Source organism: uncultured Campylobacter sp. (assembly GCF_938045225.1).
Taxonomy (GTDB): Bacteria; Campylobacterota; Campylobacteria; order Campylobacterales; family Campylobacteraceae; genus Campylobacter_A.
Window position 1 is genome coordinate 34,378 of the sequence record NZ_CALINL010000286.1, and the last position, 14,798, is coordinate 49,175.

Below are 14,798 nucleotides of genomic sequence, written 5' to 3' on the forward strand. Positions count from 1 at the left end.
TGATTTCTTAAGGTTTTAGAAAATTTAAAAATTAAAATTTTCGCATCTTGAGTGAAAATTTGGCGAAAATAATCCAAATTTTGCACCGACTCGGGATAAATTTGTATCTTTGCTCAGTTAAATTTGACGCGAGATAAAGACGAGAGCGAGCGTCAAATTTGAGACTGCTGAATGTTTCTGGGGTCGTAAAATTTGATCGTCCAGGGTGCGTCCGCGATATCGGCGCTCAGTTTCGCCCTAAAATACTCACGCACCGCACCGCAGTCTGATTTTGAGATGAAATAAATATTTATAACGTTCGTCTCGCTAAACAAGGGCAAGGTTGCAAAAGTAGCTTAAATTTACGTCTTTGTCAAAGGCTCTGAGCACGCATTTGGCGAAAAAATTAGCGCATAAAAAATAAATGCGGCCAAGACGAACATAAACGGGATTACTATCGCGGAAAGCCGATTTTTAGGTATCGCTCCTAAAATTTGATAGGGCGATTTTCGCATTTCGCGGACATCCGTCAAATTTATCGTTACTCCCTTTTTGGTTTGGAAAATTTTATCCTCGTAAAGGTAAACGAGCGAGGGATTTTTTAGTTTTTTGATTAGGTCGGCGGCGGCTAAAATATTTCCAAAAATAACACCTATAAACACCGAAACAAATCTGCCGTCTCGCATCGCCTCTGCCCTAAAACCTCCCAAAATGAGCCGCTTTGCCAATCTACCATGCCGCTAAAAAATATAAAAAACGTCATAAGAAGATTGATGCTAAATAAGAACGCGCAGCCAAGCGCGATGCGGTAAAAATCGCCCTGTAAAACTAGCGGATTTTCGTCGTAGTTTCTGCTCAAATTTACTCTTATATACCCTTAAATTTAACCCGTCAAATTTAAGAACCGGAGGATAAAACGTACTCAAATTTACCTGCAAAGCCTAAATTTGACTAATTTATCCCGCCCAGTAGCTCTTGCGTCTGCTCGAAGCTAAATCCTTCTTCGGCGTCTTGTTTTAGGAAATTATCTATAAATTCTTTTTTCGAGATAGCAAGGTCTAGCTCTTTGTCGCTGCCTTTTTGATATGCGCCGATACGTAGCAGGACTTCGTTTTCTTTAAGAAGCGAGTAGAGGCGCTTTAGCTTGGCGGCGTTTGCCCTGTGTTCTTTGGTTGCGATGTCGCTCATCACGCGCGAGGCGGAGTTTAGGATGTTTATAGGCGGATAGATGCCAAAGTCCGTCATCTCGCGGCTAAGCACGATATGGCCGTCTAGGATCGAGCGGCTCTGGTCGGCTATCGGATCGCTCATATCGTCGCCATCAACTAGTACCGTGAAAAAGGCCGTTATGCTGCCCTTGCCCTCCTCTTTGCCCGCACGCTCCATCAGCTGAGGCAGTAGGGTGAGTACGGACGGCGGGTAGCCCTTAGACGTCGGCGGCTCGCCCAGCGCCAGCCCGATCTCTCGCTGCGCCATGGCAAACCTGGTCACGCTATCCATGATGAAAAGTACGTCTTTGCCTTGATTTTTGAAGTATTCAGCCACGCTCATCGCGCAAAACGCGCCGTATTTTCGCATCAGCGGGCTATCGTCGCTGGTGGCTACGATGACTACGGTGCCGCTTAGGTCGCCGCGTAAATTTTTCTCTATAAACTCCGGCACCTCGCGGCCGCGCTCGCCGATGAGGGCGACAACCTTGATCGGTGCTTGCGAGTTTTTTACGATCATGCCCATGAGCGTACTTTTACCTACGCCAGAACCTGCAAAAATGCCAAGTTTTTGGCCTTTGCCGCAGGTTAGCAGTCCGTCGATGCTTTTAACCCCGACGCTAAAAATTTCATCTATTAGCCCGCGCTTCATTGCATCGATCGGAGTGCGCATTATCGGAGCGTACTCGGTGGCGGCGATCGCGCCTTTGCCGTCTTTTGGATTCATAAAAGGATCAACTACGCGCCCCAAAAGAGCGTCTCCGACGGGGATTTTCATACCTTGGTCGCTTTGATAGACGAAGTCGCCGATCTTGTAGCCTTCTACAAAGCCAAAGGGCGAGATGAGCGCGGTATTTTGCCGTACCTCGGTCACCATCGCTAGCCCGCTTTTACTCTTGTCTTTAGCGCAAATTTGCACGATGTCGCCGATGCTGGGGCGAAGACCTGAAATCTCTATCGTCGTAGCAGAAATTCGCTCTATCACGCCAAAGACGCTAGAGAGAGATAAATTTGCGCCCAGTTTTGATTTTAAGCTATCTAAACCCACTAAAATCTCACTTCTTTGTGCGAATTTATAAGGGAGAAAAACTCGCGTCTAGTCTCGCTGCTCTTTAAAAAGCAGCCTCGCAGCGCCGACGTTGTCGTGGTCGAGTTGATCTTACCCACGCCTCGCATCTCCACGCACATATGGCGCGCCTCGATGACGACGCCCACGCCTTTTGGTTTGATGACCTCTTGTACGGCTTCGGCGATTTGCTCGGTGAGCTGTTCTTGGATCTGCAAGCGGCGAGCAAAGATATTTACCATGCGCGGGATTTTGCTAAGGCCCACGACCTTGTGATTTGGGATGTAGGCCACGTGCACGCGCCCGAAAAACGGCAACAAATGATGCTCGCAAAGGCTGTAAAATTCGATATCGCGCACGAGCACCATTTCGTTATTTGAGCTATCAAATAGCGCGTCGTTTAGTACGACTTTGGGGTCTTGCGAGTAGCCGCTCGTTAAAAACTCATAAGCTTTAAAAACGCGCTCGGGAGTTTTAACCAGTCCTTCTCTGTTTGGGTCTTCGCCGACTAAATTTAGCATCTGCTCGACGCAGCTTTCAAACTTTTCTTTTTTTAAATTCTCATTTTTTAAATTTTCTTGCATTTGCGTTCCTAATTAATTTCGCTATTTAAATTTGATAAATGATTTTACTTAAATTCGCCTTTCGCGCGCTTAAATTTATACTATGAATAAGGAAAATTTTGCTACACTCTAGAAAATTTTTATTTTTTAAAGGAATTTAATGCAAATCAAAACTAAGGCGATCGACGCCGTAAACGCTTCGCTAAGTGCGAAAATACCGAGCGCGGACGTAAAATCCAAACTCGAAAACGCTGCTAAAAAAGCTGCGAAAAATATGAAAATAGACGGATTTAGAGCGGGCAAAGTGCCCGTGAACGTAGTTCTAAAACGTTACGAAAAAGAACTAACCGCCGATGCCGAGCAAGACGCGCTAAAAGACGTGATCGACGCTGGCCTAAAAGAGCTAAATAGAAAATTTGAAGATGTTATCGGCGAGCCGATCGTGACTAAATTTGATAGAGGTGAGAACGAGATAGACGCAGAGATCGAAATCTCGTTTAAACCCGTCATAAACATCGACGGCTACGAGGAGCTGATAGAGAGCGTCAGCACTCCGCGCGTAACTAAAAAAGAGATCGACGAGAGAAAAAATGAAATTTTAAAAATGATGGCTCCGCTAGAAAAAGTGGAAAAAGAGGCGCTTGAAAAGGGCGATTTTGCTAAATTTGACTTCGAGGGCTTTGTAGACGGCGCTGCGTTTGAGGGCGGCAAAGCCGAAAACTACCTACTAGAAATCGGCTCTGGTCAGTTTATACCTGGCTTTGAGGACGGTATGATCGGGCTAAAAGTCGGTGAAGAGCGCGACGTGAAGGTCAAATTTCCGGCCGAATACGGCGCTGCGCACCTTGCGGGCAAAGACGCGACGTTTAAAGTAAAACTACACGAAATCCAAGGCAAAAAAGTGCCTGAAGAGATCGACGAAGAGACGCTAAAACGCATCATGCCGGGCGAGGAAAAGGTAAGCGTCGAGCTGTTTGAAGAGAGACTAAAAGAGCAGATCAAAGCCGAGAAGCACGCTAAAAACGTAAACGAGGAGCTAAAGCCTAAATTTGCCGACGCGATCGTGGCCAAATTTAACTTTGACGTGCCGAAAAACATCGTAGAGCAAGAGATGGATATGCAATTCCGCAGCGCTTGGAGCAGCTTTACGCCTGAGCAGATGGCTAAATTTAGAGAGGATAAAGACGCTCTAACTAAACAGCGCGAGACATACCGCGACGACGCGGTAAAAAGCGTGAAACTAACGTTTATAATAGACGAGCTAGCGCGTCGCAGAGATATCAAAGTAAGCGATCAAGAGCTGATCCAAGCGGTGTATTTTGAGGCGTACCGCTCGGGTGTAGATCCGAAACAGCACCTTGAAAATTATAAAAATCAAGGAATTTTACCTGCGATCAAAATGTCGATGATCGAGGAGAAGCTATTTAACGAGATGTTTGCGCTAAAGAGCGAGAAAAACGATAAAAAAGAGAAAAAGGCGGAGTAATGAGCTACTACATCCCCTACGTCATCGAGCGCACGAGCAAGGGCGAGAGAAGCTACGACATCTACTCGCGCCTGCTAAAAGACCGCATAATAATGCTTAGCGGCGAGATCGAGGACGGCATGGCGTCTGCGATCGTGGCTCAGATGCTGTTTTTAGAGGCTGAAGATCCGGACAAAGACATATATCTATATATAAATAGCCCCGGCGGCGTGATAACGAGCGGATTTAGCATTTACGATACGATGAACTACATCAAGCCCGACGTTTGCACGATCTGTATAGGTCAGGCGGCGTCTATGGGCGCGTTTTTGCTTAGCTGCGGCGCGCAGGGCAAGCGTTATGCGCTCCCAAATTCGCGTATTATGATCCACCAGCCTTTAGGCGGCGCGCGCGGACAAGCGACGGATATAGAGATCCAGGCGAAGGAAATCTTGCGCATGAAAGAAATTTTAAATGCGATCCTGGCTAAAAATACGGGTCAAAAACTAGCCAAAATCCAAAAAGATACCGACAGGGACTTTTTTATGAGCTCTGCCGAAGCCAAAGAGTACGGGCTTATAGATAAAGTTTTAGAGAAGAGCTTTAAGTAAAGAGTAGATTTTGATAAAGTTGGACAATAAAAAAAATGAGATCGAAGTAGTAAAAAAAGATGATGAAAAAGCTGTAGATAGTAGTTTTAATATCTACAGCTTTTCTGAGGCTATCATTAGGGAGCTGGCTGAGGAAAATATTCCGTCAATACCTAAAAACTACACCGTTTTTTTTGAAAAGATGCTTGAAAAGCAGTCTGATGAGTTTAAGAAAAAAGTAGGCGAGATCATAAAGATCGAAGATGAGGTCGGCAGACTCGAAGACGATAGACAAATAAATATAGAGCGCGAAGTAAAAAATAGCTTTATGCAAATAAAAAGCATGTTGCAAGCTGTCGCGCTCATATATAAAAATTTGGGAGTTTTAAAAACTATTATCAAAAAACGTTCAGAAAGCCTTGACCCCAACGTAAATTTGATTACGATCCAAAGCGTCTTTAACTCTTTTAACGAAGACCTAAATAGACTAAATTCGCTAATGGATAAACACGTTGAGGTGATAAAAACGAGCTATGAGGAGATCGGAAAAGTTTTCAAACTAGTTGAAGAGCAGTCTATATATGATGAAAAATTTGACGTATATAATAGAAAATTTTTCCTCAAAACGCTCGGTATCGAGTTGGGAAATATTAAAAAATACGACTATAAATCTTCTGTAATGCTAATAAAACCAAAAGACAGCGCTTTGGAAGGTATTGGCTCTAAAGGTAAATTGGCTGTTTTAAAAAATATCTCTCGCATGCTGCTTCGCACATCTAGGCGTAGCGATATTTTGTCGCATTACGGCGGCGGATGTTTTGCTATGCTAATGAAGCATACCGACATAAGCGGCGCGCAAAAGGCTTGCAAACGTATAACCGATATGTTTTACGACACTTCTTTTATGCTAAACGGAGAGAAATACGAGTTTGACATGGAAGTGGTCACTTTTGATCTAAACATGACAAAAACTATCGAAGAGATGCTATCTTTGGCGCTTGATTCGCTTGTAAACACCGGCAGAGACGGCGAGCATTTTTTAGTATTAGAGGACAAGACTGAAAAATGATACTAGAAATCCTAACCTATCCGAACAAAAAACTTTTCGTCAAATCGCTTGAAGTTAAAGCTTTTGATGAAAATTTGCATAAATTTTTAGACGATATGTATGAGACCATGATCGCTAAAAACGGCATCGGACTAGCTGCTATCCAAACAGGCGAGGCCAAGCGAATTTTGATCATAAATTTAGTTGACGAAGAGAGCAAAGAACAGCGCAAAGAGGATCTGCTAGAAATCATAAATCCCAAAATTTTACGCAAAGAGGGCGAGATAATCTACCAAGAAGGCTGCCTGAGTGTACCTGGATACTACGAGGACGTAAAAAGGGCCGAGTTTATAACGCTAGAGTATCAAGACCGCTTCGGACAGCGCCGAGAGCTCGAGGCCGACGGGCTTTTGTCGGTTGCGATCCAGCACGAGATGGATCACCTAGACGGACACCTTTTTATCGAGCGAATCGGCTACAACAAACGCAAAAAATTCGATAAAGAGTATAAAAAGCAAAAAAACGCATGAAAGCCCTAAAATGCGCCACTTATAACGACGAATTGCGGCTTGTGGACGTCGAGTCCAGTTTTAACCGCGGTTTGCCCGCACTTAATATCGTAGGGCTTGCGGGAGCTTCGATCAAAGAGAGCGCCGAACGCGTAAAATCAGCGCTTCTGTCGTTAAATTTTTCTTTTCCTGCGCAAAAAATCATCATAAATTTATCCCCGTCCGATATGCCAAAATCGGGCAGCCACTTCGACCTACCCATCGCGCTTTTAATCGCCTTGCAAAAAGAGCGCGACTTTGAGCCTATTTTCGTATTCGGCGAGCTGGGGCTTGACGGCGGCGTCAAAAGCACTGCGAGCCTTTTTTCTATCTTGCTTTTTTTAAGCGCGAAAGCGCCGGGCTCTTGCGTGCTGATCCCGCAAGAGATAGCGCAAAAAGCGGGCGCGATACCGAATTTAGAAATTTACGCCGTTTCAAATTTGGCCGAGGCGATCAAATTTTTCCTTGAGCCAGAGTTTGCCGCCTCGCGCAAGGTCGGCGCCGTTCATCCGCTTTTTTCGAATTTGATCAAAATCGGCGAAAAAAGCTTCGTAAAAAATCAAAATTTCGAGCTAAATTTTAGCGACGTCAAAGGCCAGCACAGAGCAAAAAGAGCCTGCCTGGTGGCTGCTTGCGGTATGCACAACATTATCTTTGAGGGCAGCCCCGGATGCGGCAAGAGTATGAGCGCCAAGCGCCTGCGCTACATTTTGCCGCCGCAAAGCCTGGATGAGATTTTGCTCAGCTGCGCTTATAGCTCGCTAAATCAGCAGGAGAGCGAATTTTCCGCCCTTCGCGCCTTTCGATCGCCTCATCATACGAGTACGAGAAGCTCTATTTTTGGCGGCGGATCGAGCTCGGCTAGGATTGGCGAGGTGGGGCTAGCTAACGGCGGGATACTCTTTTTCGATGAGCTTCCGCACTTTGCGCCCCAAATTTTAGAGAGCCTGCGCGAGCCGCTGGAGGACTATAAAATCAACATCTCGCGCGTAAACTCAAAAATCACGTACGAGACCAAATTTATGTTCGTAGCCGCGATGAATCCTTGCCCTTGCGGCAATCTCCTCTCTAAAAATCTAGAGTGCAAATGCTCGGAGCTTGAGATCAAACGCTATAAATCGCGCATCTCCGCGCCCGTGCTAGACCGCATCGACCTTCACGTACAGATGGACGAGGTTAGTGCCGATGATAAAAGCGACGTCACGAGCGAATCTATGCAAGATACCGTGCTGCGCGTGTTTGAGACGCAAATCTCGCGCGCCCAAAGCGAGCTAAACGGCAAGCTTAGCGACGAAGAGATCGTTAAATTTTGCATTTGCGACGATGAGGCGAACAGAGCGCTAGATCACGCGACGCAGAGATTTTCGCTCAGTCGCCGTGCCATAAACAAAACCCTAAAAGTCGCTCGCACGATCGCCGACATCGAGGGTTCGCGCATCATCAAAAAACCGCATATTTTAGAGGCTTTGAGCTACCGAGTGAAGCAGGAGGGCGCATGAAAAAGCTATTTTGGGATACGGCGGAGCTTGACGCTAGAGCCGTGAGCGAGTTTGGGCTTAACACCGAAGTGTTGATGCAAAACGCCGCAAATGCATTAGCTAGCGCCGTGCAAACTAGGTTTAAAAAATCCTCAAAAAAACGACGTAAAATTTTAGGCGTCGTCGGTAGCGGAAACAACGGTGCAGACGTGCTTGCTGCTCTTCGGCTTTTGCAAGATAAATTTGATTGCTTTGCATTTTTAGCGAGCGACAAACAAAATGAAGTCTCAAAAATAGAACTAACAAGGGCGCTAAAATGCGGCGTAAATTTGATCTCAAATTTGACGGAAGGCGGCGAATTTGACTGCATCATCGACGGGATTTTCGGAACAGGACTTAGCCGCGAGCTAGACGAGCGGACGATAAATTTGATAAACACGCTAAACGCAAAGCCAGCCTATAAGCTCGCCTGCGACATCCCAAGCGGACTTGATAAAAACGGCGTGTCGCAAGGCGCAGTCTTTAAGGCTGATACGACCGTGACGATGGGCGCGCTAAAACTCGCGCTTTATAGCGATTTCGCAAAGGATTTCGTAGGGCGCGTGAAAGTCGCAAATTTAGGCCTTTCGCGCCAGCTTTACGAGACACAGACGAGCTTTTATAAGCTTAGTAAGAGCGACTTAAATTTGCCGTTTCGCGTAAAGCAAAACGCTAACAAAGGCGACTTTGGACACGTGTTTGTCGTTAGCGGCGAAAAGAGCGGAGCGGCGCGTATAGCGGGACTTGCCGCGCTAACGATCGGCGCGGGACTCGTTAGCGTCGTGTGCGAAAATTTAAACATTGAGCCAGTTTTGATGCAAAGTGCTAGCATAACGTCCAAAATGCGAGTCGGAGCCGTCGGCATGGGGCTTGGCGAGCTTGATGAGGCGCAAAAAGACGAGCTTTTTAGCGAGCTAAAAACAAAAGATGCGCTCGTTATCGACGCCGATCTTTGCTACGAGCCGCGCACGCTTGAGCTTTTAAATAGCAAAAACGTCGTGGTAACGCCGCATCCAAAGGAGTTTGCGAGCCTGCTAGAGCTTGCAAATCTTGGCAAATCTGACGCTAGCGAAGTGCAAAAAAATCGCTTCAAACTCGCTCAAGTTTTTAGCCGAAATTTTAAATGCGCGCTTGTGTTAAAGGGCGCAAATACCATAATCGCGCAAGGCGGCGAGGTCTACGTCATGACGCACGGCAGCGCCGCGCTCGCAAAGGGCGGTAGCGGAGACGCGCTAAGCGGTATCGTCGCGGGACTGCTCGCGCAGGGTTACGACCCGCTAAATGCCGCGACCTCGGGCACATTGGCTCACGCTCTAGCCGCCCGCGAAATCAAAATCAACGACTACGCGCTCACGGCCGCGGACGTCATCAAAGGACTCAAATGCTTACGAAAAAAATAGCGGTTTTATTTAGCGGCGGCGGCTCGAATTTGGAGGCGATTTTGCAGAATCTGCACGGCAAAGTTTTTGGCCAAACCAAGATCGAAGTCGCGCTAACGCTAACCAACAAAGCTAACGCCGGCGGCATCGCAAAAGCCGCAAAATACGGCCTAAAAAGCGTCGTCATCGAGCACGTTAATTTTGCCTCGAGAGAGGAATTCGACGCCGCGGTCGTAGCGCAAATCAAGCGCGCTAACGTAGATTTAACCGTGCTTGCGGGCTTTATGCGTATCCTTACGCCCGTTTTTACAAGGCAGATTCGCGCTATAAATTTACATCCGTCGCTGCTGCCGCTTTTTAAGGGCGCACACGCGATAAAAGAGAGCTTTGAGAGCGATATGAAGGTAGGCGGCGTTAGCGTGCACTGGGTTAGCGAGGAGCTAGACGGCGGCAAGATCATCGCTCAGCGCGCATTTGAAAAGAGCGCGGGAATGAGTTTTGAGGATTTTGAAGCTAAAATCCACGCAATAGAGCATGAAATTTTACCAGAAACTATCGTACAAATTTTAACCGACAAAGAGTAAAATTTCGCGTCTAAATTTGAGTCAAATTTATAATTTTTGCGAAGCAGGGCATAAATTTAGTCAAATTTCGACTTGCAAATTTAAAATTTCGCACCCGTTTTTACGCTACGTCAAATTTAAAAACATAAATTTGCAAAATCGTCGCAAATCGCAAGCTTCGCTCGGCAGTTAAAATATCAAAAATCTTAAATTTGGCGGCGGATATTTGCGCTAAATTTAAGCTCAAAATACGTCTGTAAATTCGATCGTAAATCACGTGCCTACTCGCAAATATTGCCAAAAAACCGTAAATTTGAGGTGGTAAATTTATAAAACATGCACTCCGGATAGGATGATGTAAATTTGACCGACTTATCGCATTATCCAAATTTGAAACAAATTTACGTCTTTGAATGCAAATTTATCTCAAAAGTCGCAACGAAAATTTATCCAAAGTATTAGGCGCCTAAAAATAGGTTTACAGGAGTCGAGCGAATAGCAAAAGCAAGCGCTAAATTTTGAAATTTGAAGGTTATAAAGCAAGATAAGCTGCGGTAATAAAACGAGCGAAATATTTAAAATCTACAGACGACGTTGCGTCAAATTTAAAACCGAAAAGCAAAAGGAAATTCAAAAAGAAAGAGGCGGAAAATCTCCGCCAAAAAGTAAAATTATTCGGCTTTAAATCCGCCGCCAAACGCCTTATAGACATCCACGACCGAGTCGATGAGGCTCAAATTCGCCGCTATAACTTGCAGTCTAACCGAGAGCAGGTTGCGCTGCGCGTCGAGTAGCTCCAGATGCCCGGTGTAGCCCTCCTCGAACTGATCCTTGGCTAGCTGATAGATTTTTTCTTGCGAGAGCAGGAGCTCTTTGACCTGATTTAGCGTTAGTTTGGCGTTTTTGCGGTTGTTTAGCGCATCTCTAACTTCGCCAAGAGCCTTTTTGATCGCAGCTTCATAGGCTACGGCCGCGATTTGCTCGTTGGTTTCGGCTATGCGGACGTTGTTTCTGGTTCTGCCGTAGTCGAAAATTTTCTGCACCAAAGAGCCGCCTATGCTCCACGTGTTGGCGTTGCCGACAAATATATTTTCAAAATCCACGCTAGAAAATCCAAAAAGCCCCGTTAACGAGATGGACGGCAGATAGTCTGCCTTTGCGACGCCGATTAGCGCGTTGGTGGCGTTTAGATCGGCGTAGGCTTTAGCTACGTCGCTCCTGTGCAGCAGTATGTCCGCGCTCACGCCAGCACTCACTTCGGGCTCTTTGGGTAGCATTTTAGCGCTCTGTACGGCTCCGTTTAGGATCTCGTCGTTTGATTTTCCCGTTAGTATCGCTACGGACGTTAGAGCCTGAGATAGCGAGGTTTGCACCTCTAGTAGGCTTACTTTCGCGCTTTCTACCGCGGCTTTGCTTTGTAGATAGGTCGTCTCGTTTATGCCGCCTAGATCAAGCTGCGTTTTGCGAAGCGCTAGCGTCTCCTCGTATGTTTTTAGCGTATCTTTTAGCACGGCTTCGCGCATGTTTAGAGCTACGAGCGCGAAGTAGCTTTTTGCCACGCTAGAGCTTATGCTAAGGCGAGCGGTGACGTAGTCGAGCTTAGTTGCGTTTAGACTAGCTTTAGCCGACTCGACGCTGTTTCGCACTCTGCCCCACAGGTCTATCTCGTAGCTAAGGCCTAAATTTACCTGCGATGTTCGGTAGCGTGTCTGAGGTTGCTTGGTGTAGGTTTCGCCGCTACTTTTTGCTTTAGTGTAGCCGACGTTTAAATTTACGCTAGGAAAGAGATCTGCTTCCGAGATGCCTAGGCTTGCGGCGGCTTTTTGTAAATTTAAATATGCCGTGCGAAGGTCGGTGTTTTTCTCTAGCGCGCTAGCTACGAGGGCGTTTAGATTTTCGTCGCCAAACTCCTTCCACCACTCGTCTTTGATGTCGCTAGTTTCAAATTTATACGTAGATTCAAATTTCGTATCGACCTCGGGTATCTCGGGGCGAAACGAGCAACCGGCTAAAAATAGCGCCGCGGCTAAAGTTAAAATTTTATACATTTTTGACCTCCTGTGCTCCGCTTGGTTTTTTGTCCCAGACTTTGTTGTTTAGCTTTTCTAGCAGATAGTAAAACATTGGTATGAAAAATATCGCTATCGTAGTGGCCGCTATCATGCCGCCGATCACGCCCGTGCCTAGCGAGTGGCGAGAGGCAGCGCCAGCGCCCGTGCTGATAACCATCGGGAAAACGCCCAAAGTAAATGCGAGCGAGGTCATGACGATCGGGCGGAAGCGAAGTCTAGCTGCATTAACGGCTGCGTCAAATACGCTCTTGCCCGCTAGCCTTTCTTGCATCGCAAATTCTACGATGAGGATCGCGTTTTTAGCCGATAGGCCGATAAGAAGCAGTAGTCCGATCTGGAAATAAATGTCGTTTGTTAGCCCTCTAGCCCAAACGGCGACTAGCGAGCCAAAAACCGCAAACGGAACGGCCGTGATAACGGCTAGCGGGATGAGCCAGCGCTCATACTGCGCCGCTAGGATCAAAAACACGAAAACCATACCGAATATAAACGCCGTAGAGCCCGTGCCTTGCGAGCTAACCTCCTGATACGCCGTGCCCGCCCAGCTGATCGAGTACTCTTCCATATTTAGCGTTTGTTCGACTACCTCTTGTATCGCTTTTATCGCGTCTCCCGACGTGTAGCCCGGTTTTGGGTCGCCTTGGATCTTAGCTGCAGGAAAAAGGTTAAATCTATCTACGATATCGGGACCCAAAATTCTAGTTAGGGTGGCTACCGAGTTTAGCGGTATCATCTCGCCGCCGCTTGAGCGGACGTAAATTTTACGCAAATCTTCGGGGTTGTTTCTAAAACCCTCTTCGCCTCTAGCGTAAACGCGGTAGGATTTGCCGAAAAGGTTGAAGTCGTTGACGTAATACGAGCCGAAGGTTGAGCCGATCGCGCTAAAAATTTCGCTCTCGCTCACGCCGAACATCTGGGCTTTTTGCCTATCGACGTCGATTTTAAACTGGCGGTAATTAGTCTCTAGCGTCGAGCGCACGCTGGTTAGATCCGGGCGAGCGTTTGCGGCGACGACTACTTTTTTTACGTCCTCTTCAATCTGCGCGTAGCTTTTGCCGCTTTTATTTTGTAGATACATCTCAAAGCCGCCCGTCATCGAAAGACCCATGATAGGCGGGACGTTTACGACAAAGCTCATCGACTCCTTCGAGCCCCAAAGCATACCGTTAAAAGGCCTGGTTAGCGCGTCTGCTTGACTATCCGGCGTTTTTCTCTCGCTCCAGTCTTTTAGCTTGATAAAGCTGATGGCAGAGTTTTCTCTAAGCGCGCCCGCGATCATATCGTATCCGGCAAAACCCATCGTAAATTCGACGTTTGGATTGCTTAGAACCATGTTGCTGATAGTTTTTACCTCTTCTTTGGTTTTTAGCATATTGCTTGACGGCGGTAGCGAAGTGATAACCATCAGCGCACCCTTATCTTCGGACGGTACGAGGCCGCTAGGGACTTTTTTAAACAGCTCGTAAGTCGCAAAACCCATAATGCCTATCACAATAAGGCTGATGATAACGTGGCGAAGCACCGTTGCCACGCCTGCGGTAAAAATTTTCGTACTCCAGTCGAAAAAGTCGTTAAATTTCTGCACGAACCAAAACGGCTTGCTCTCTTGTTTTTTTAGCATAACGCCGCAAAGCGCAGGAGTAAGCGTAAGTGCGACAAAGCCCGAGATACAAACTGAAGTAACCAGCGTAAGCGCAAACTGGCGCTGGATCACGCCGACAAACCCCTCCATAAAAGAAACCGGGACGAAGACGGCGGATAAAACCAGCACGATCGAGATGACGGGGGTTTGTACCTCTTCCATCGCTTTATAGGTCGCTTCTTTGACGGTGATGTCTTTTTCCTCGTGTAAAATTCTCTCCACGTTTTCGATAACGATGATGGCGTCGTCCACGACGATACCGATAGCAAGGATAAGCGCGAAAAGGGTGATCAAATTTATACTAAATCCCATCGCGTACAGTCCGCCAAAGGTGCCGATGATGGACACGGGAACGGCTAGCATCGGGATCACGGTCGCGCGGAAGCTCTTTAAAAACATATACATAACGATGATAACTAGGATCATCGCCTCGATGAAAGTTTTTATAACCTCTTGGATAGAAACTTCGATAAATTCGGTCGGGTTATATGCGATCGTGTGCGTAAATCCTTCGGGGAAATTTTTACTTAGTTCGTCTAGCTTTGCGTTTACCGCTTGCGCCGTCGCTAGGGCGTTAGCGTCGTTTTGCATAAAGATTAAAAGCGGCACGGCGTCTTTACCGTTTAGCATCGCGTCGTTAGCGTAGCTAGCCGCTCCTAGCTCCACTGTCGCTACGTCTTTTAGCTTTAGCGTCGCGCCGTCTGAGCTTTTGATGATTATATCCCCAAACTGCGCGGCGTTTTTGAGTCGTCCGCCCGTGCGAACGGAATAAACGTAAGGATTATCGCCGTCTGATGGTTGCTCGCCTATCTTGCCGGCGGCGTATTGGCTGTTTTGGATTTTTACTTGAGCGATTACGTCGCTAGGAGTTAGCTTGTAGTAGGCGAGCAAATCGGGCTTTAGCCAAATTCGCATCGAGTACTCTTTGCTACCGATTAGCACGGTATCGCCCACGCCGTTAACCCTTTTAACCTCGTCTGCTATGTTTAAATTTACGTAGTTATACATCTCGATAGAGTTCATTTTCGGGCTGGTAAAGCCTATAACCTCTAGGATCGAGCCGCTACGTTCGCGTACGGTCACGCCCATGTTTTGCACCTCTTGGGGCAGTCTTGAGAGCGCGGCTTGGACGCGGTTGTTTACGTCGATCGTGGCTTG

12 protein-coding genes are annotated in these 14,798 nt (G+C 46.9%); 7 read left to right on the forward strand and 5 right to left on the reverse strand.

Annotated features, from left to right (window positions below):
• Window positions 1–341 precede the first annotated feature (341 nt).
• The 3 genes from Q0200_RS10390 to folE all read right to left on the reverse strand — a co-directional run bounded on the left by Q0200_RS10390 (window position 342) and on the right by folE (window position 2,837).
• The gene (locus Q0200_RS10390) at window positions 342–689 is read right to left on the reverse strand and encodes a hypothetical protein (protein ID WP_297940961.1); all 348 of its coding nucleotides are present in this window, start codon (window positions 687–689) and stop codon (window positions 342–344) included.
• A gap of 241 nt (window positions 690–930) precedes the next feature.
• On the reverse strand, window positions 931–2,235 hold the full coding sequence (gene fliI / locus Q0200_RS10395; protein WP_297940963.1) for a flagellar protein export ATPase FliI: 1,305 nt from the start codon (window positions 2,233–2,235) through the stop codon (window positions 931–933).
• Entirely contained in the window at window positions 2,235–2,837 is a 603-nt protein-coding gene (gene folE / locus Q0200_RS10400) for a GTP cyclohydrolase I FolE (protein ID WP_297940965.1), read from the reverse strand. Before folE ends, fliI begins: the two co-directional genes overlap by 1 nt.
• A 139-nt stretch (window positions 2,838–2,976) precedes the next feature.
• On the opposite strand from folE, the gene tig reads away from it, so the two are divergent.
• Genes tig through purN form a run of 7 tightly spaced genes read left to right on the forward strand, consistent with a single transcriptional unit; the run spans window position 2,977 to window position 9,947 of the window.
• The gene (gene tig, locus Q0200_RS10405; protein WP_297940967.1) at window positions 2,977–4,302 is read left to right on the forward strand and encodes a trigger factor; all 1,326 of its coding nucleotides are present in this window, start codon (window positions 2,977–2,979) and stop codon (window positions 4,300–4,302) included.
• A complete protein-coding gene (clpP, locus tag Q0200_RS10410; RefSeq protein ID WP_002949394.1) occupies window positions 4,302–4,892 on the forward strand; it encodes an ATP-dependent Clp endopeptidase proteolytic subunit ClpP in 591 nt (196 codons plus the stop codon). The genes tig and clpP overlap by 1 nt, the downstream gene beginning before the upstream one ends.
• Before the next feature lie 10 nt (window positions 4,893–4,902).
• Window positions 4,903–5,940 (forward strand): diguanylate cyclase, encoded by a 1,038-nt coding sequence (locus tag Q0200_RS10415; RefSeq protein ID WP_297940969.1) that lies wholly within the window; start codon window positions 4,903–4,905, stop codon window positions 5,938–5,940.
• Complete coding sequence (def, locus tag Q0200_RS10420) at window positions 5,937–6,449, forward strand: peptide deformylase (protein WP_297940971.1); 513 nt, start codon at window positions 5,937–5,939, stop codon at window positions 6,447–6,449. Before Q0200_RS10415 ends, def begins: the two co-directional genes overlap by 4 nt.
• Complete coding sequence (locus Q0200_RS10425) at window positions 6,446–7,966, forward strand: YifB family Mg chelatase-like AAA ATPase (protein WP_297940973.1); 1,521 nt, start codon at window positions 6,446–6,448, stop codon at window positions 7,964–7,966. Before def ends, Q0200_RS10425 begins: the two co-directional genes overlap by 4 nt.
• Complete coding sequence (locus Q0200_RS10430; protein WP_297940975.1) at window positions 7,963–9,384, forward strand: NAD(P)H-hydrate dehydratase; 1,422 nt, start codon at window positions 7,963–7,965, stop codon at window positions 9,382–9,384. The genes Q0200_RS10425 and Q0200_RS10430 overlap by 4 nt, the downstream gene beginning before the upstream one ends.
• Window positions 9,366–9,947 carry a phosphoribosylglycinamide formyltransferase gene (gene purN / locus Q0200_RS10435; RefSeq protein ID WP_297940977.1) on the forward strand — a complete coding sequence of 194 codons (582 nt, stop codon included), beginning with the start codon at window positions 9,366–9,368 and terminating at the stop codon, window positions 9,945–9,947. The genes Q0200_RS10430 and purN overlap by 19 nt, the downstream gene beginning before the upstream one ends.
• A 650-nt stretch (window positions 9,948–10,597) precedes the next feature.
• Here purN and Q0200_RS10440 read toward each other — a convergent pair.
• Window positions 10,598–11,974: an efflux transporter outer membrane subunit gene (locus Q0200_RS10440; protein ID WP_297940979.1), complete on the reverse strand. Its 1,377-nt coding sequence runs from the start codon at window positions 11,972–11,974 to the stop codon at window positions 10,598–10,600.
• Window positions 11,967–14,798 (reverse strand): efflux RND transporter permease subunit (locus Q0200_RS10445; RefSeq protein WP_297940981.1); only part of this gene is annotated, 2,832 nt, incomplete at its 5' end. The genes Q0200_RS10445 and Q0200_RS10440, both read right to left, overlap by 8 nt.